This window comes from Amycolatopsis tolypomycina, assembly GCF_900105945.1.
Classification (GTDB): domain Bacteria; phylum Actinomycetota; class Actinomycetes; order Mycobacteriales; family Pseudonocardiaceae; genus Amycolatopsis; species Amycolatopsis tolypomycina.
Genome location: NZ_FNSO01000004.1, coordinates 4052527 through 4068223 on the forward strand (window position 1 = coordinate 4052527; position 15697 = coordinate 4068223).

At 72.0% G+C, this 15697-nt stretch carries 17 protein-coding genes and 1 pseudogene; 10 read left to right on the forward strand and 8 right to left on the reverse strand.

Annotated features, from left to right (window positions below; genetic code table 11):
* Positions 1–13 precede the first annotated feature (13 nt).
* From BLW76_RS28525 to BLW76_RS28535, 3 genes are all read right to left on the reverse strand, one after another.
* On the reverse strand, positions 14–1216 hold the full coding sequence (locus BLW76_RS28525; protein ID WP_143060700.1) for a cytochrome P450: 1203 nt from the start codon (positions 1214–1216) through the stop codon (positions 14–16).
* 207 nt (positions 1217–1423) lie between these two features.
* Entirely contained in the window at positions 1424–2785 is a 1362-nt protein-coding gene (locus BLW76_RS28530; RefSeq protein WP_091312991.1) for an aspartate aminotransferase family protein, read from the reverse strand.
* Between the two features lie 117 nt (positions 2786–2902).
* The gene (locus BLW76_RS28535; RefSeq protein ID WP_167385019.1) at positions 2903–3397 is read right to left on the reverse strand and encodes an Lrp/AsnC family transcriptional regulator; all 495 of its coding nucleotides are present in this window, start codon (positions 3395–3397) and stop codon (positions 2903–2905) included.
* A gap of 170 nt (positions 3398–3567) precedes the next feature.
* Here BLW76_RS28535 and BLW76_RS28540 point away from each other — a divergent pair, with 170 nt between their 5' ends.
* From BLW76_RS28540 to BLW76_RS28565, 7 genes and pseudogenes are all read left to right on the forward strand, one after another.
* A complete protein-coding gene (locus BLW76_RS28540) occupies positions 3568–4935 on the forward strand; it encodes an APC family permease (protein ID WP_091312994.1) in 1368 nt (455 codons plus the stop codon).
* Between the two features lie 84 nt (positions 4936–5019).
* Entirely contained in the window at positions 5020–5517 is a 498-nt protein-coding gene (locus BLW76_RS28545; RefSeq protein ID WP_091312999.1) for a L,D-transpeptidase, read from the forward strand.
* Between the two features lie 12 nt (positions 5518–5529).
* Positions 5530–6294, forward strand: coding sequence for a putative protein N(5)-glutamine methyltransferase (locus tag BLW76_RS28550; protein ID WP_091313001.1), 765 nt, complete (start codon positions 5530–5532; stop codon positions 6292–6294).
* A 35-nt stretch (positions 6295–6329) separates the two neighbouring features.
* Positions 6330–6806, forward strand: coding sequence for an RNA polymerase sigma factor (locus BLW76_RS28555; protein WP_091313005.1), 477 nt, complete (start codon positions 6330–6332; stop codon positions 6804–6806).
* Complete coding sequence (locus BLW76_RS28560; protein WP_167384763.1) at positions 6803–7399, forward strand: methylated-DNA--[protein]-cysteine S-methyltransferase; 597 nt, start codon at positions 6803–6805, stop codon at positions 7397–7399. The genes BLW76_RS28555 and BLW76_RS28560 overlap by 4 nt, the downstream gene beginning before the upstream one ends.
* Positions 7396–7530 carry a hypothetical protein gene (locus BLW76_RS50510; RefSeq protein WP_279627702.1) on the forward strand — a complete coding sequence of 45 codons (135 nt, stop codon included), beginning with the start codon at positions 7396–7398 and terminating at the stop codon, positions 7528–7530. The genes BLW76_RS28560 and BLW76_RS50510 overlap by 4 nt, the downstream gene beginning before the upstream one ends.
* A pseudogene (locus BLW76_RS28565) lies at positions 7527–8239 on the forward strand (2OG-Fe(II) oxygenase). Before BLW76_RS50510 ends, BLW76_RS28565 begins: the two are co-directional and overlap by 4 nt.
* Before the next feature lie 366 nt (positions 8240–8605).
* On the opposite strand, the gene BLW76_RS28575 reads toward BLW76_RS28565, so the two are convergent.
* Entirely contained in the window at positions 8606–9208 is a 603-nt protein-coding gene (locus BLW76_RS28575) for a LysE/ArgO family amino acid transporter (protein ID WP_091313010.1), read from the reverse strand.
* Positions 9209–9277: 69 nt separating this feature from the next.
* Here BLW76_RS28575 and BLW76_RS28580 point away from each other — a divergent pair, with 69 nt between their 5' ends.
* On the forward strand, positions 9278–10162 hold the full coding sequence (locus BLW76_RS28580) for a LysR family transcriptional regulator ArgP (RefSeq protein WP_208613570.1): 885 nt from the start codon (positions 9278–9280) through the stop codon (positions 10160–10162).
* Between the two features lie 11 nt (positions 10163–10173).
* On the opposite strand, the gene BLW76_RS28585 is transcribed toward BLW76_RS28580, so the two are convergent.
* Positions 10174–10806, reverse strand: coding sequence for a TetR/AcrR family transcriptional regulator (locus BLW76_RS28585; protein ID WP_091313016.1), 633 nt, complete (start codon positions 10804–10806; stop codon positions 10174–10176).
* A 63-nt stretch (positions 10807–10869) separates the two neighbouring features.
* On the opposite strand from BLW76_RS28585, the gene BLW76_RS28590 reads away from it, so the two are divergent.
* Positions 10870–12381: an FAD-dependent monooxygenase gene (locus BLW76_RS28590; RefSeq protein WP_091313020.1), complete on the forward strand. Its 1512-nt coding sequence runs from the start codon at positions 10870–10872 to the stop codon at positions 12379–12381.
* Between the two features lie 12 nt (positions 12382–12393).
* Positions 12394–13332 carry a prolyl aminopeptidase gene (gene pip, locus BLW76_RS28595; protein WP_091313025.1) on the forward strand — a complete coding sequence of 313 codons (939 nt, stop codon included), beginning with the start codon at positions 12394–12396 and terminating at the stop codon, positions 13330–13332.
* On the opposite strand, the gene BLW76_RS28600 is transcribed toward pip, so the two are convergent.
* From BLW76_RS28600 to BLW76_RS28610, 3 genes are read right to left on the reverse strand one after another with little or no spacing between them, the layout of a single operon-like run.
* Positions 13329–13727, reverse strand: a complete 399-nt coding sequence (locus tag BLW76_RS28600; protein WP_091313029.1) for an RDD family protein — start codon at positions 13725–13727, stop codon at positions 13329–13331. The genes pip and BLW76_RS28600 overlap by 4 nt on opposite strands.
* Positions 13728–13761: 34 nt before the next feature.
* Positions 13762–14787, reverse strand: coding sequence for a 4-hydroxy-2-oxovalerate aldolase (gene dmpG / locus BLW76_RS28605; RefSeq protein ID WP_091313033.1), 1026 nt, complete (start codon positions 14785–14787; stop codon positions 13762–13764).
* Positions 14784–15683, reverse strand: coding sequence for an acetaldehyde dehydrogenase (acetylating) (locus tag BLW76_RS28610; protein WP_091313037.1), 900 nt, complete (start codon positions 15681–15683; stop codon positions 14784–14786). Before BLW76_RS28610 ends, dmpG begins: the two co-directional genes overlap by 4 nt.
* Positions 15684–15697 lie beyond the last annotated feature (14 nt).

Genomic DNA, 15697 nt, shown 5'->3' on the forward strand with positions numbered 1-15697 from the left:
GACCGCCGTTGGTCTACCAGAGGACCGGCACGCGGTCCACTCCCCCGGTGACACGGTTGGTCCGGATCGTGAGTTCATCCACGCCGGCAGCCAGGCGCAACCCCGGAAACCGCCGGAACAGCGACCCGAAAACGACACGCAGTTCGGTGCGGGCCAGGCTGGCGCCGATGCAGAACCAGCCACCGTAGGCGAAGGCGACGTGCGAGTTCGGCTTGCGATCCGGGTCGAACTTCTCCGGCTCCGGGAACACGGAGCCGTCCCGGTTCGCGGCCGCGATCGACAGCACGACGGCGTCGCCGCGCGCGATCGTGACGCCGCCGAGCTCGACGTCGTCGTGCGCATAACGCAGGACGCCGAGCCCGCTCGGGGCGGACAGCCGCAGGATTTCCTCGACGACGCCGTGCACCCGGCCCGCGGGATCGACGGCCAGCGCGTCGCGCCGGGCGAGATCGGTGAGCAGGTAGAGCACGCCGAGGTCGATCCGGTTGGACGTCGTCTCGTGCCCGGCGAACAGCAGGCCGGCGGCGAGCCGCGCGAGGTCGTCGTCGGTGAAGGACGGGTCGTCGGCCTGCGCCCGGACCATGTCCGACACGACGTCCTGGCCGGGCTCCCGCCGTTTGGCGGCGGCGAGCCGGCTCATGTAGGCGGTGAACTCGTCGAGCGCCGCGTCCGCGCCGTCGCCGATGTCCATCCGCCCCATCCGGTCGGACAGCACGCGGAAGGTGTCGCGGTCCTCGTACGGGACGCCGAGCAGCTCGCAGATGACCAGCACGGGCAACGGGAAGGAGAGGTGTTCGTGCAGGTCGACCGGGCCGTCGCCGGCTTGTTCCACGGCGTCGAAGCAGCCGTCGGCAAGCTCCTGCACGTGCCCGGCGAGCCGCCGGATCCGGTTGGCGGAGAAGGCGGGCACGAGCATCCGCCGCATCCGCGCGTGCTCGGTGTGCTCGGTTTCGTGGTCGCCCTGCGGCCGGCTGAGGATGGCGGCGTTCGACAACGCGGCGGCTTCCTCCGGCGCCGGGTGCGAGCGCCCGAACCGCGCATCGGTGAACACGGCACGGACCTGCTCGAACCCGGTGACGAGCCAGGCCGGGTCCCCGGCCGGCGTGGTCACCGGGACAACGGGCCCCTGCCGCCGCAGCACCGCGAAGAGCGGCGCGATCTCCAGGACGTTCGGCCGTGCGAAAGGCAGGCGCGGGCTGTCCGTGGTGGCGGTCATCGGGTCTCCTCCCCCGCAGAACGCGGCCGATCGGCGCGAACACGGGCGGGCCGGTCACGGCCGCATTCCGGTCCCCCCGCAAACCACGGTACTCAGGAAAGGGGTGATCGGGCGGGGAAAGCGAGTTCCCCGCCCGATCGGGTCAGCGCGGCCCGAAACTGTCGGTGCCTCCCGGTATCGTGGATGCCGGGGGCCGGAGGCCACCCCCTACAACATCTTCCAAGCCCGCGTCAGCGTGTCCCGCAGAATCTGCTCCATCTCGTCGAACTCCGCCTGATCACAGACCAACGGCGGCGACAGCTGCACCACGGGCTCGGCCCGATCATCGGCCCGGCAGTACAACCCGGCCTCGAACAGCGCCTCCGAAAGGAACCCGCGCAGCACCCGCTCGGACTGCTCGGCCGAGAACGTCTCCTTGGTCGCCTTGTCCTTCACCAGCTCGATCCCGTAGAAGAACCCGGCCCCCCGCACATCCCCGACGATGGGCAGGTCCAGCAACCGGTCCAAAGTGGACCGGAACGCGTCCTCCCGCCGCAGCACGTGCCCGTACAGGTCCTCCCGCTCCATCAGGTCGAGGTTCGCCAGCGCCACCGCGCACGACACGGGGTGCCCGCCGTACGTCGACCCGTGCATGAACGTCGTCGCGCCGCGGGTGAACGGCTCCATCAGCCGCTCCGAAGCCAGCACCGCGCCCAGTGGCGCGTAGCCCGACGTCAGCCCCTTCGCCGTCGTGATGATGTCCGGCTGGTAGCCGTACCGCTTGGCCGCGAAGTCGTGGCCGACCCTGCCGAACGCGCAGATCACCTCGTCGGACACCAGCAGCACGTCGTGCCGGTCGCAGATCTCGCGCACCCGCGCGAAGTAGCCGGGCGGCGGCACGAAACACCCTCCGGTGTTCTGCACCGGCTCCAGGAACACCGCGGCCACCGTGTCCGCGCCCTCGAACTCGATCGCCTGCTCGATCTGGTCGGCGGCCCAGCGGCCGTACGCCGCGTAGTCGTCGGCGTGCTCGGGCGCGCGGTAGAAGTTCGTGTTCGGCACGCGCAGGGTGCTCGGCACCAGCGGCTCGAAGTCCGCCTTCGCGCCCGGGATGCCGGTGATCGACAGCGCACCCTGCGACGTCCCGTGGTAGGCCAGCGCGCGGCTGATCACCTTGTGCTTGCCCGGCTTCCCGACGAGCTTGAAGTACTGCTTCGCGAGCTTCCACGCCGTCTCGACGGACTCGCCGCCGCTCACGGTGAAGAACACCCGATCGAGGTCACCCGGCGCCGCGGCGGCGAGCCGCGAGGCCAGCTCGATCGCCGTCGGGTGCGCGTGCCCCCACAGCGGGAAGTACGCGAGCTGCTTCGTCTGCCGCGCGGCGGCTTCGGCGAGCTCCTCGCGGCCGTGGCCGACCTGCACGGCGAACAGCCCGGCGAGCCCGTCCAGGTACCGCTTCCCGCGGGCGTCCCAGATGTAGGCGCCTTCGCCGCGGACGATCACGGGGACGTCGGTCTCGGCGTAGGCCGAGTGGCGCGTGAAGTGCAGCCAGAGGTGGTCGCGGGCAGCCTGGGCGAGGTCGGCAGTCATACCTCGGTTATCGCACGCAGTCACCGCGGAATGCAAGTGATTCAGTCGTCCAGTCGAACTTGAACGACTAATTCATGATCGTCCAAGGAGTACAGCCTTCGGATTTAGTCGTCACGGTCAGCGAGTGCCCCACTGGTAGGTCTGCTTCCGCAGCTTCAGGTAGACCATCGCCTCCGCGTGCCGCACGCCGGGCAACGCGCGGATCCGCGTCGAGATCAGCTGGAGCAGCGCTTCGTCGTCCGCGCAGACCGCCTCGCAGAGCAGGTCGTAGCGCCCGGCGCAGAGGATCACGTACGCGATCTCGTCCATTTCGGCCAGTGCGTCGCCGACCGGTTCGAGCGGGCCGTCGACGGTGATCGCGATCATCGCCTGCCGGAACAGCCCGACCTGCAAGGGATCCGAGACGGCGACGATCTGGATGACGCCGGAGTCGGACAGCCGCTGCACCCGCTGCCGCACCGCGGCCTCGGACAGGCCGACGGCCTTGCCGATGGTCGCGTACGCACGCCGCCCGTCCTCCTGCAGTTGCGCGATGATCTGCCGCGAGATCTCGTCGAGCACCGGCGGGGCGGGCCGGCCGGTCGTGTCCTGGCTGCTCACGCCCCGGATCATCCCCGACGCGGGCGGCACCGGGCAATTCCGCCACGCCGTGACGATGAGTGACTAAATCCGAATGACCTAGCCCGATCAGACAACGGATTCAGTCGTCTTGGTGCCGTTGACAACACCGAATCAGTGCTGTTCCATCCGTCGCACCCTGCTCCCGGCCGGAGGGAACGCCCATGCCCCGCACTCCCGCCCCGCCCGACGTCACCGTGGCCGCACCGAAGACCCGCACCCTCACCCGGTCCATCGGCGTCGGCGGCGGCACGCTCCTGACGCTCAGCTGCGTGACGCCCGCGTCGTCGCTGTTCGTCCTCGTGCCCCCGCTGTTCGCCGACCTCGGCACCGGCACCGCGCTCGCCATCGCCCTCGCCGTGCTGCTCTGCGTCGGCATCGCCTGCTGCTACTCCGAACTCGGCACGCTGGTGCCGAGCGCCGGCGGCGAATACGCGATGGTGACCACGGTGGCGAACCGGTTCGCCGGCTGGCTGACCTTCATGCTGTCGTTCGTCGTCATCCTCGTCGTGCCCCCGATCATCGCGATCGGGGTGGCCGACTACCTCGCCGCCGTCATCGATGTCAGCCCGTCGGTCGCGGGCGCGCTCGTCATGGTCGCGGGCACCGTGATGGGGTTGCTGAACCTGCGTTCCAACGCCTGGATCACCGGGATCTTCCTGGTCATCGAGGTCGTCGCGATCTTCGTCGTGTCCCTGCTCGGCTTCGCGCACGCCACGCAGAGCCCCGCCGTGCTGCTCAAGCCCGCCCTCGGCACCAGCGGGATCGGGCTGATCGCCGTCGTCGCCGGGCTCGCCGTCGCGCTGTTCGTCGTGCAGGGCTTCAGCACCGCCGTCTACCTCGCCGAGGAGATGCGGGAACCGCGCCGGACCGTGGCCAGGACGGTGTTCTGGACGCTGGGGATCAGCGCCGTCGTCATCCTCGTGCCGGTCGTGGCGATCACCCTGGCCGTGCCGGACACCGCCGCGCTCGCCGGGGTCGACCTGACCGCGCTGGTCACCGGCTGGAGCGGCAGCGGCGTCGGGGTGGCGATCAGCCTCTGCATCGCGGCGGCGATCGTGAACGCGGTGATCGTCATGGTCATCCAGAACTCGCGGGTGCTCTACGCCTCCGCGCGTGACCAGGCGTGGCCGGCGCCGGTCAACCGCGCGATGAGCGTGGTGAGCGGGCGGTTCGGCGCGCCGTGGGTCGCCACGCTGGTCACCGGGCTGTCCGAAGCCGTGCTCTGCTTCGTGCCGGTGGACACCCTCAGCGGCGTCACCGGGGTCGCCGTCGTCGCGCTCTACCTGAGCGTCGCGGCCGCCGCGCTCGGCGCGCGCCGGGCGGCGCACCGGAAGCCGCACGTGTGGCGGATGCCGGCGTGGCCGCTCGTGCCGGGACTGGCCGTCGCGGCGCTGGCCTACGTCCTGGTCGAGCAGAGCGCGCTCGACCTCGGCATCACGGCCGGGGTCCTCGTGGTGTCGGCGCTGTACTGGTGGGGGTACCTGCGCCGCCGCCCCGGGCGCTGGGTCGTGACGGTGCCGCAGGAATAGCCGTCGCTCTTCCGGGGTAACTCAACCTTCGGGGCCGTTCACCCGTACTGATCCCCGGCAGGACCTTCGGCGAGGGGACGACGGATGCGCGGGACCGCGGTGGCCCTGCTGGGCGCGGCGCTGGTGACGGCGGGCTGCTCGGCGCCCCGGACGACGACACCGAGCCCGATCGCCGAGCCGTTGACCACGACGTCTTCGGCGCCGCCGACCACGACCACGACCCCTCCGCCGCCCGCGCCGCCGTGCGCCGTCACGTCCGGCGCCTGCGTGAGCCTCGCGCAGAAGCTGGCCTGGCTGCTGCGGGACGGCCGGGTGGTCCGCGGCCCGGTCCCGGCCGGGTTCGGCCCACCCGATCAGGCGACGCCCGCCGGGTCGTTCCGCGTCGCGTGGAAGGACCGCGAGCACCGCAGCAGCCAGTACGGCACCGACATGCCCAACTCGGTGTTCTTCGCCCCCGGCGGCATCGCCTTCCACGCCGGGCCGCTCGACGCGCCGTCGCACGGTTGCGTCCACCTGACCGAGGCGGATTCGGCGGCCTTCTTCGACGGGCTGAACGTCGGCGACGCGGTGCAGGTCTTGTAGGCTCCTTCCCCGTTGGACACTCCCACCGTCGTCTCCCGGCTGCGCGCCGCGGGCTGCGTGTTCGCCGAGGACGAGGCCGACCTCCTCGTCGCCGCGGCCACGACCCCCGCGGAACTCGACGCGCTCGTCGAACGCCGCGTCGCCGGGCTGCCGCTGGAACACCTGCTGGGCTGGGCGGAGTTCCACGGCCTGCGCGTCACCGTGCGGCCCGGGGTGTTCGTGCCGCGGCACCGCACCGGGTTCCTGGTCGACGTGGCCGTCTCGCTGGCGCCACCGGACCCGGTGGTGCTCGACCTGTGCTGCGGCTCGGGGGCGCTGGGTGCCGCGTTCGCCGCGACGCTCCCGCCGCGTGAGCTGCACGCCGCCGACGTCGAGCCCGCCGCGGTCGAGTGCGCGCGGCTGAACCTCCCTTCCGCCGCGGTCCACCAGGGCGATCTTTACGACGCGCTGCCTTCGTCCCTGCGCGGCCGGGTCGACGTCCTGCTGGCGAACGTGCCGTACGTGCCCTCGGACGCCGTCGCGACGATGCCGCCCGAAGCTCGGCTGCACGAGCCGCTGGTGGCGCTCGACGGGGGCGCGGACGGGCTGGACCTCGCCCGGCGCCTCGCCGCGGGGGCGCCGGAGTGGCTCGCCCGCGGTGGGACGCTGCTGATCGAATCGAGTGAACGGCAGGCGCCGGTGCTCGCGGAAACCCTTGCGGCAGCAGGATTGTCGCCGCGCGTGCACTCCTGCGACGAGCGGGGCGCGACCGTCGTCACCGGCACCGCGAAATCGTGATCTCACGTTCCGGCGGTCCCGGACGTCTACCTCATGTGATCGTGAAACCGTTCGAGCAAGTCGTCGCCGAGCACGGGCCGATGGTCCTCCGGGTCTGCCGGGCCGTGCTCGGGCAGGCCGACGCCGAAGACGCCTGGTCGGAAACCTTCCTGGCGGCGTTGAAGGCGTACCCGGAGCTGCCCGCCGACGCCAACGTCCAGGCGTGGCTGGTCACGATCGCCCACCGCAAGGCCGTCGACGTCACCCGTGCGCGGGCCCGCCACCCGGTCCCGGTCGGCGAGGTGCCGGACAGGCCCGGCCGCGCGGAGGCGTGGAACGGCGACTTGTGGGACGCGCTGGCGCGATTGCCGGACAAGCAGCGCCTCGCCGTCGCCTACCACTACCTGGCCGGGCTGCCGTACCGCGAGATCGCGGAGATCACCGGCGGCACCGTCGACGCCGCACGCCGCGCGGCCGCCGACGGCCTCAAAGCACTGCGGGCCAGCTACCCCCTGGAAGGAGCGCACTCATGACGGACTTCTTCTTCATGCACTTGCGGGACGAGATCCTGCTCGACCCGAACCCGATGCACGAGCGGCTCGTCGCCGACGCGGCCCGCGAGGGACTGCTGGACGTCGCCTACCACACGGTCGACTCGCCGGTCGGGTCCCTGCTGCTGGCGGCGACCGAGGAGGGCCTGGTGAAGGTGGCCTTCGACCGCCAGGACCACGACGCCGTGCTGAGCGAGCTGGCGGCGAGCATCAGCCCGCGCATCCTCCGGGCGCCATCCCGGTTCGAGGAGGTGGTCCGCCAGCTCGCCGAGTACTTCGACGGCGAGCGGCAGACCTTCGACGTCCCCCTGGACTTCCGGCTGGCACGGGGGTTCCGCCGCGCGGTGCTCGACCACCTACCCGAGATCGCCTACGGCCACACGGAAAGCTACGCCCAGGTAGCGGCGGCGGCGGGCAGCCCGAAGGCAGTCCGCGCGGTCGGCACGGCATGCGCGCTGAACCCCCTGCCGGTGGTGGTGCCATGCCACCGTGTCGTCCGTTCCGACGGCTCGTACGGCCAGTACGCCGGCGGCGAGGAAGCCAAGCGCGTCCTGCTGACGATGGAGGCCGCATGAAGACGTTCGAAGAGCGCGCCGCCACGGCCGCTTGGGCGGCGGTGGCCCATCAGCCGCTTCGCACCTTCGCGGCTTCTCAGCCCGGCAACGCGACAGCCAAGCGCACCAGACTGACCACGGAGGCAGCATGACAACGCTCGAAGAGCGCGTCGCCGCAGCCGACTGGGTCGCGGTGGCCGCCGAGGTCGACGACTACGGCTGCGCGCTCCTGCCGCGGCTGCTCACCCCAGCCGAGTGCGCGGAGCTGGTCGCACTGTGGGATGAGCCGTCGCACTTCCGGGCGACGGTGAACCTGCGCCGTCACCGCTTCGGGGACAACGGCGACTACCACTACTTCGCGGCACCGTTCCCGGATCCGGTGCAACGCCTGCGGCAGGCGCTCTACCCGCGGCTGCTGCCGATCGCCCAGGACTGGTCCGCACGCCTCGGCCGCCCGGCCGAATGGCCATCCACTTTGGACGAATGGCTGGCGATCTGCCACGCGGCAGGCCAGCGGCGGCCAACACCGATCCTGCTGCGCTACGAGCCGGGCGGCTGGAACGCGCTGCACCGCGACCTCTACGGCGATAGAGTGTTCCCGCTGCAGGTGGTGATCAACCTCAACGAGCCGGGCACCGACCACACCGGCGGCGAGTTCCTCCTGGTGGAGCAGCGACCCCGGGCCCAGTCCCGCGGCACGGCGACACTCATTCCCCAGGGCCACGGCCTGGTGTTTACCACCCGCGACAGACCGGTCCGCTCGGCCCGCGGCTGTCGGCGGCACCGGTCCGCCACGGCGTCTCGGTGGTCCGATCCGGCCACCGGCACACGCTCGGCCTCCTGTTCCACGACGCGGCATGACTGCCCGCGAACTCGAGGCACTGCTGCGGTTGCTCGGCCGGGCCCGCCACATCGTGATCGGCACGGATCATGTGTCCCGGGCCGACGGCGAGCGGATCGCCGCGTCCTGGGGCCTCGGGTGGCTCGGCGCCGCCGCGATCCCAGGGCCCGGGCCTCGCCACCGCGACCCAGCTCCATCGCAGCCGACACCACCACGGAAGCGCGGCCGCCCAGCATCACCGCAGCCCGACACCACCACCGTGGCTCGGCACCTCGACGACCCGACACCACCGCAGCCGACACCACCACCCCAGCCTCGAACGGCCGACGGCCGGCCGCACAAAGCCGGGGCGGCAGCCGGGCTCCCCCTGAGCGACCGAATGGCGTTCACACCCGGCCGAGCAGCATCGTCGCGCCCAGGGCCGTCATCGTTGCCGCTATCACCCCGTCCAGCACCCGCCATGCCGCCGGCTTCGCGAACACCCCGGCCAGCCGCCGGGCGCCGAAGCCCAGTGCACTGAACCAGACCGCGCTGGCGATGCCGGCGCCGATACCGAACAGCCAGCGGCCGGTGCCGTGGGCGACCGCCAGCGAGCCGAGCAGGAGGACCGTGTCGAGGTACACGTGCGGGTTGAGCCACGTGAACGCCACACAGGTGAGCACCGCCTTGCGCAGCGGCGTCCGCTCCTCGCCGACCGACATGACCGACGGCCGGAACGCCCGTCGCCCCGCGAGGGCGCCGTAGGCGAGCAGGAACAGCCCGCCGCCGACGGCGATCGCGCCGATGGCCGTCGGCCACTGCTCCAGCACGGCGCCGATCCCGCTGACGCCGAGTCCGATCAGCACGAGATCGGACACGGCGCAGATGACCACCAGCGGCGCCACCGCGCCACCGCGCAAGCCCTGTTGCAGCAGGAACGCGTTCTGGGAACCGATCGCGACGATCAGGGACAGGCCGGTCCCGAATCCGGCCAGCAGGAGAGGCAGCACCCCGTCACGCTATGACCCCGCCGCCGCATTACTCCAGCTAAAGATTCTTACGTAACATTAGCGCTCGTGATGTCGGATCTCCCGCTCGACCAGGTCAAAACGCTGCTCGCCGTAGTGGACGAGCAAAGTTTCGACGCCGCGGCGGCGGTGCTGCACGTGACGCCGTCCGCGGTCAGCCAGCGGGTGAAGGCCCTGGAGCAGCGGACCGGCCGGGTCCTGCTGCTCCGCACCAAGCCGATCCAGCTGACCGCATCCGGTCAGGTCCTGGTGCGCTTCGCCCGATCACTGGCCCAGCTCGAGCAGGACGCCCTGGCCGAACTGGGCCTCGGCGCGGCGGGCACGCGCACCCTGTCGATCGCGGTCAACGCGGACTCCCTGGCCACCTGGTTCCTGCCGGCACTGACCGGCATCGCCGAAGACCAGGACGTCTGCTTCGACCTCCAGCGCGAAGACGAGGATCACACGGCGACCCTGCTGCGCGAGGGCCTGGTCATGGCGGCGGTGACGGCGTCACCCCAGCCCGTCCAGGGCTGTACGTCTCACCGCCTCGGCCGCATGCGCTACCGCGCCATGGCATCCCCCGGGTTCATCGCCCGCCACCTCGCCGACGCGCCCCTGACGGCCACCCTCCCGGCAGCCCCGGTGATCGTCTTCGATCGCAAGGACGACCTCCAGGACCGCTTCCTCCGCGCCCTCACCCGCCGCCGCACCTTCACGATGGTCCGCCACCACATCCCGGCCTCGGAGTCGTTCGCGGACGCCGTGGCGGCCGGCCTCGGCTGGGGCATGGTCCCGGAGCTCCAGGCGGGCCCGCGCGGAGACGCACTGGTGGACCTGGCCCCGGACCGCCCCGTCGACGTCCCGCTGCACTGGCAGCAGTGGAAGCTGGACTCCCCCGCCCTGGCCGCGGTGGCCGAGGCGGTGGCCCGGGCCGCGAAGGAATCGCTGCGCTGAGGCTCGCGCCGTCAGTCCCCCGCGGCGGGAAAGCCGCGCACCCCGTGTTCCACCAGGTCGAACGCCTCGTCGATCACCGCGGCCTGCTCGCGTCGGACCACGTCCGCCTCTTCGCCTGCCACGATGCGGCCGATCGCGTGGGCGAACACCGTTGTGATCGCCGTCGTCAGCAGGCCCGCCGCCATGCGCGACCGGAACGGTGAACCCGTCTCCGCCGTCAGCACCTCGGTGAACGCCTCCGCGATCTCGCGTTCCTGCTCGTACCAGCGGGCCGTCAGGGCCGGGCTCGAGGTCAGCACCCACCAGAATCCGGGGCCGCCGGGGATGGCTCCGGACAGGGGGTGGCCCGATTCCAGCAAGGCGTGCTGGTGGCGGCGTAGCGCCTCACACGGCGAGACGCCGGCCGGGCGGTTGCGGACCACCGATGTCAGCTCGGCCAGGCGCTCCGCGTGGCGGTCCAGGAACAGGTCCTCCTTGCGGGGGAAGTAGTTGAACACCGTCATCTTCGACACGCCCGCCGCCTCGGCGATCTCCGCCACCGTCACCTCCTCGAAGCCTCGCTCGACGAAGAGGCCGGTGGCCACGTTGGAGATCAGCAGGCGGGTGGCCTGCTTCTTCCGCTCGCGCAGTCCGGGATCCGCCATGCGCCGAGTATAGACCGACCCCAAAGTTTGACTCGGTAAAACTTTCTGGGCATCATCGAAGCCATGAACAGAGATGTGGTGATCTCCGGGGGCGGACCGGTCGGCTTGATGCTGGCCTGCGAACTGCGACTGGCGGGCGTGGACGTGCTCGTCGTCGAACGGCTGCCCGAGCCGGACCAGACGATCAAGGCCGGGTCGGTCAACCTGACCACGGCCGAAGCCTTCTACCGCCGGGGCCTGCTGCCCGCGATGGACGCCGTCGTGCAGCAGAACTTCGCGCAGATCCAGAAGTTCCTCGAATCACGCGGGGGTGGCCCGAAGGCCGTGCCGGTGGGGCACTTCGCCGGGATCATGGTCACCTCGGACGGCGTCGACTTCGCCGACCCGGCCTTCCGGGACGTCGGGCCCGCCGCCCGGGTGGTCGTCATCCAGCAGCAGGCCGTCGAGGCGATCCTCGCCGGGCGGGCCGCCGAACTGGGCGTCGAGATCCGGCGCGGGGTCGAGTTCACCGGGTTCGACGCCGACGACGACGGCGTGACCGTGCACCTCGGCGACCGGGAAACCGTGCGCGCCGGCTGGCTCGTGGGGGCCGACGGGGGACGCAGCTTCGTCCGCAAGCAGGCCGGCTTCGCGTTCCCCGGCACCGATCCCGCCATCACCGGACGGCAGGCGCTCACCGAGCTCACCGGCGCCGACGCGCTGCCCGCCGGGTGGCAGCACGGCCCCGGCGGTCTCTACGTCCACGGCCCGACGCCCGGGCGGGTGCTCACCGTCGAGTTCGACGGGCCGCCCGAGGACCGGGACGCGCCGGTCACCGCGCAGGAGATCGAAGACAGCTTCCGGCGCGTGTCCGGCGCGGACGTCCGGGTGACCAAGCTCCACAGCGCGACGCGCTTCACCGACAACGCCCGGCAGGCGAGCACGTACCGCCGGGGCCGCGTGCTGCTGGCCGGGGACGCGGCGCACGTCCACTCCCCCTTCGGCGGGCAGGGCCTCAACCTCGGCATCGGCGACGCCGTCAACCTGGGCTGGAAGCTCGCCGCGACCGTCCACGGCTGGGCGCCCGACGGCCTGCTCGACACCTACACGACCGAACGGCACCCGATCGGCGAGTGGGTCCTCGAGTGGACCCGGGCGCAGGTCGCGCTGATGCGCGCCGACGTGCGGACCCAGGCGCTGCGCCGGGTCGTCGGCGACCTGCTGCACACCGGCGACGGCGCGACGTACCTCGCGAAGAAGCTCTCCGGCGTCCTGCACCGCTACCCGATCGAGGGCGAGCACGACCTCACCGGCCGCGCCGCGCCCGACTTCGCCTTCGCCGACGGCAGCAGGCTCGGCGAACACCTCCACGACGGCAAGGCGCTCCTGCTCGACCTCGCCGACGACGCGGGTTTGCGCGAGACGGCGAGCGGCTGGGCGGGGCGCGTGAACGTGCTGACGGCGAAGTGCGACAGCGAGCCGGCCCTGACGGGCGTGCTCGTCCGGCCGGACGGCCACATCGGCTGGGCACGCGAAGACGGTTCGACGGCCGACCTCGAAGCGGCCATGCACAGGTGGTTCGGCACACCCGCCTGACAGGATGGGCGGGTGATCGACCTCCACCCGCCGATCGAGCCCTACGACCACGGCATGCTGGACGTCGGCGACGGCCACCAGGTGTACTGGGAGACCTGCGGCAACCCGGACGGCAAGCCGGCGGTGGTGCTGCACGGCGGGCCCGGCCAGGGCTGCGCACCGGGCATCCGGCGGGCGTTCGACCCGGCCCGCTACCACGTCGTCCTGCTGGACCAGCGCGGCTGCGGCCGGAGCCGTCCGCACGCCGCCGACCCCGCGACGTCGTTGCGGCACAACACCACGGACCACCTCGTCGCCGACCTCGAACGGCTGCGGGAGCACCTCGGCATCGAACGCTGGCTGGTGCGGGGTGGCTCGTGGGGCGCGACGCTGGCGCTGGTGTACGCCGAGCGCTTCCCGCACCGCGTGACGGAGATCGTGGTCAGCTCGATCAGCACGACCCGCCGGTCGGAGCTCGACTGGCTGTACCGCGGGGCCGGCCGCTTCTTCCCGGAAGCGTGGCAGCGCTTCCGGGACGTCGCCGGGGACGACGACGTCGTGTCCGCCTACGCCCGGCTGATGGCCGACCCGGACCAGCGCGACCGCGCGGCCCTCGCGTGGGATGCCTGGGAGAGAACGGTTCTCTCGCTGGAACCGAGCGCCACCACCGAAGTCCACAGTGGACCGCCGGACGACGCGCTGCTGGCGTTCGTCCGGCTCACCACGCACTACTACGCGCACGCCGGCTGGCTCGAGGAGGGGGCGGTGATCCGCGACGCCGGGCGGCTGGCGGGCATCCCCGGCGTGCTCATCCACGGCCGGCTCGACCTCAGCTGCCCGGTGACGACGGCGTGGGAGCTGGCCGAGGCCTGGCCGGGCGCCGAACTCCTCGTCGACGACCGGTCCGGGCACGGCGCCAGTGACGTCAAGCGGGCCTGGCTGCTCGCCGCGCTGGACCGGTTCGCCGGCTAAGGGAGCGCCTCGGCCACCGTCGCCAACAGGCCGTACAGCCAGCCGAAAGCCAGCCGTCGCAGGGTCGGCGCCCGGCCCGTTCTCGGGTCCGCGCAGCGCAGGCCGACGAGCAGCCTGCCGATCGTGGCGCCCCACCACCGCTGCAGGAACACGCGGTGCACGAAGGAGGTCGCGATGTAGACCACGAACAACGTGATCGTGTAGGCGACCCCCGAACCCGGGTCGACCACCGCGGCGGCCACGGCCGCGACCAGGAAGTGCAGCACGACGTCCACGAACACCGCCGGAACGCGCTGCAACCACCACGCCCGCCGGATCGGGCCCGTGCGCAGCAGGCGGCGGCGCACCGGCCAGGGGATGTCGTGCGCGTCGTCCAGGGTGGGATCGGTCTCCATGCCCTTCCCACGCCCGAACCCGGGGTTCGGTTGCTCACTTCTCCGCGGCCAGTTGCACCGCCACGTCGATGATCATGTCCTCCTGGCCGCCCACCAGCGCCAGCTCGCCGCATCGGCGCAGGATCGCCTGCGCCGGAACGCCGTAGCGCTCCGCCGCGCGCTCGGCGTGCAGCAGGAAGCTCGAATACACCCCCGCCCAGCCCTGGACGATCGCGTTCCGGTCCATCTTCGGCCAGCGGTGCAGGTACGGGCGGACGACCTCCTCGGCCGCGTCCAGCAGGCCCCCGACGTCCAGGCCCGTGTCGACGTCCAGTCGGTCGAACACCGCCGCCAGTACCTCCGTCGGCGAGTTGCCGGCGCCCGCGCCGAGCGCGCACAGCGAGCCGTCGATGTACCGGACGCCCGCTTCGTAGGCCAGGACCGAGTTGGCGACGCCGAGCGAGAGGTTCTGGTGCCCGTGGTAGCCGACCCACGCCGTGTCGCCGACCTCGGCGACCAGCGCTTCGAAGCGGGCGCGGGCCTCGTGCATCAGCAGCGCGCCCGCCGAGTCGGTCACGTACGCCGCCTGGCAGCCCGCGTCGACCATGATCCGGGCCTGCTTCGCCAGGTCCTCCGGCGGCGTCCGGTGCGCCATCATGAGGAACCCGGCGGTCTCCATGCCGAGCTCCCGCGCCAGCCCGAAGTGCTGCGGCGAGACGTCGGCTTCGGTGCAGTGCGTCGCCACCCGGACCATCTCCGCACCCGCGTCGAAGGCCCGCTGCAGGTCCTCGGCGGTGCCGATGCCGGGCACCAGCAGTACCGCGATCTTCGCCTGCTTCGCCTCTTCGCGCGCCGCGGCGATGAGCTTCAGCTCGTCGACGGCGGAGAAGCCGTAGGTGAACGACGAGCCGCCGAGGCCGTCGCCGTGGGTCACCTCGATGACCTCGACGCCCGCCCGGTCGAGCGCGCGCACGGTGTCCCGCACCTGCTGCTCGGTGAAGCGGTGGGCCATCGCGTGGCTGCCGTCGCGCAGGGTCGTGTCAACGATCCGGACGTCGTGGCGCAGCTCCGGTCGGGTCATGCCGACACCTCCTGCTTCGCGCCCGCCATGAGCTCGCCGACCCGGGCGGCCGCGGCGGTCATGATGTCGAGGTTCCCGGCGTACTCGGGCAGGTAGTCGCCGTTGCCGCGGACCTCCAGGAAGATCCCGACCCGCGCGTTGCCGTCCCAGTCCTCCCGCGCGTCGTCGAACTGCGGATCCGCCCGGAGCGTGTACCCCGGCACGTACTCGCGGACGTCGGCGGCCATTGCGTGGATCGAGGCGGTGATCGCGTCGCGGTCGGCGTCGGCCGGGATCGCGCAGAACACCGTGTCCCGCATGATCATCGGCGGCTCGACCGGGTTGAGGATGATGATCGCCTTGCCGCGCCCGGCCCCGCCGATCTCGGCGACCGCCTGCGACGTCGTGCGCGTGAACTCGTCGATGTTCGCCCGCGTCCCCAGCCCGGCGCTGCGGGAAGCCACCGAAGCGACGATCTCCGCGTACGGCACCGGGACCACCCGGGAAACGGCGTGCACCATCGGGATCGTCGCCTGGCCGCCGCAGGTGATCATCGAGACGTTGGGGGCGTCGAGGTGCATGCCGAGGTTCACCGGCGGGCACACCATCGGGCCCAGGTGCGCCGGGGTCAGGTCGATCGCCTGGATGCCGGCCGCCTCGTACCGCGGGGCGTTCGCGGCGTGCGCCTTCGCCGACGTCGCCTCGAACACCAGTTCCGGCAGGGGGTCCTGGCGCAGCAGCCAGTCGACGCCCTCCGCGGAGGCCGCGATCCCCTGCGCGCGGGCACGCTCGAGGCCGTCCGACTCGACCACGCCGACCACGTAGCCGACTTCGATCACTTCACTGCGTCGCAGCTTCGCCAGCAAATCGGTGCCGATGTTGCCGGGGCCGACGATCGCCGCCATCACGGGAGCCATGGTCCGACCGTCGC

Coding starts and splice junctions, on each gene's coding strand:
- BLW76_RS28525 (WP_143060700.1), bottom strand. CDS start 1,216: ATGACCGCCACCACGGACAGCCCGCGCCTGCCTTTCGCACGGCCGAAC.
- BLW76_RS28530 (WP_091312991.1), bottom strand. CDS start 2,785: ATGACTGCCGACCTCGCCCAGGCTGCCCGCGACCACCTCTGGCTGCAC.
- BLW76_RS28535 (WP_167385019.1), bottom strand. CDS start 3,397: ATGATCCGGGGCGTGAGCAGCCAGGACACGACCGGCCGGCCCGCCCCG.
- BLW76_RS28540 (WP_091312994.1), top strand. CDS start 3,568: ATGCCCCGCACTCCCGCCCCGCCCGACGTCACCGTGGCCGCACCGAAG.
- BLW76_RS28545 (WP_091312999.1), top strand. CDS start 5,020: ATGCGCGGGACCGCGGTGGCCCTGCTGGGCGCGGCGCTGGTGACGGCG.
- BLW76_RS28560 (WP_167384763.1), top strand. CDS start 6,803: ATGACGGACTTCTTCTTCATGCACTTGCGGGACGAGATCCTGCTCGAC.
- BLW76_RS50510 (WP_279627702.1), top strand. CDS start 7,396: ATGAAGACGTTCGAAGAGCGCGCCGCCACGGCCGCTTGGGCGGCGGTG.
- BLW76_RS28580 (WP_208613570.1), top strand. CDS start 9,278: ATGTCGGATCTCCCGCTCGACCAGGTCAAAACGCTGCTCGCCGTAGTG.
- BLW76_RS28585 (WP_091313016.1), bottom strand. CDS start 10,806: ATGGCGGATCCCGGACTGCGCGAGCGGAAGAAGCAGGCCACCCGCCTG.
- BLW76_RS28590 (WP_091313020.1), top strand. CDS start 10,870: ATGAACAGAGATGTGGTGATCTCCGGGGGCGGACCGGTCGGCTTGATG.
- BLW76_RS28600 (WP_091313029.1), bottom strand. CDS start 13,727: ATGGAGACCGATCCCACCCTGGACGACGCGCACGACATCCCCTGGCCG.
- dmpG (WP_091313033.1), bottom strand. CDS start 14,787: ATGACCCGACCGGAGCTGCGCCACGACGTCCGGATCGTTGACACGACC.
- BLW76_RS28610 (WP_091313037.1), bottom strand. CDS start 15,683: ATGGCTCCCGTGATGGCGGCGATCGTCGGCCCCGGCAACATCGGCACC.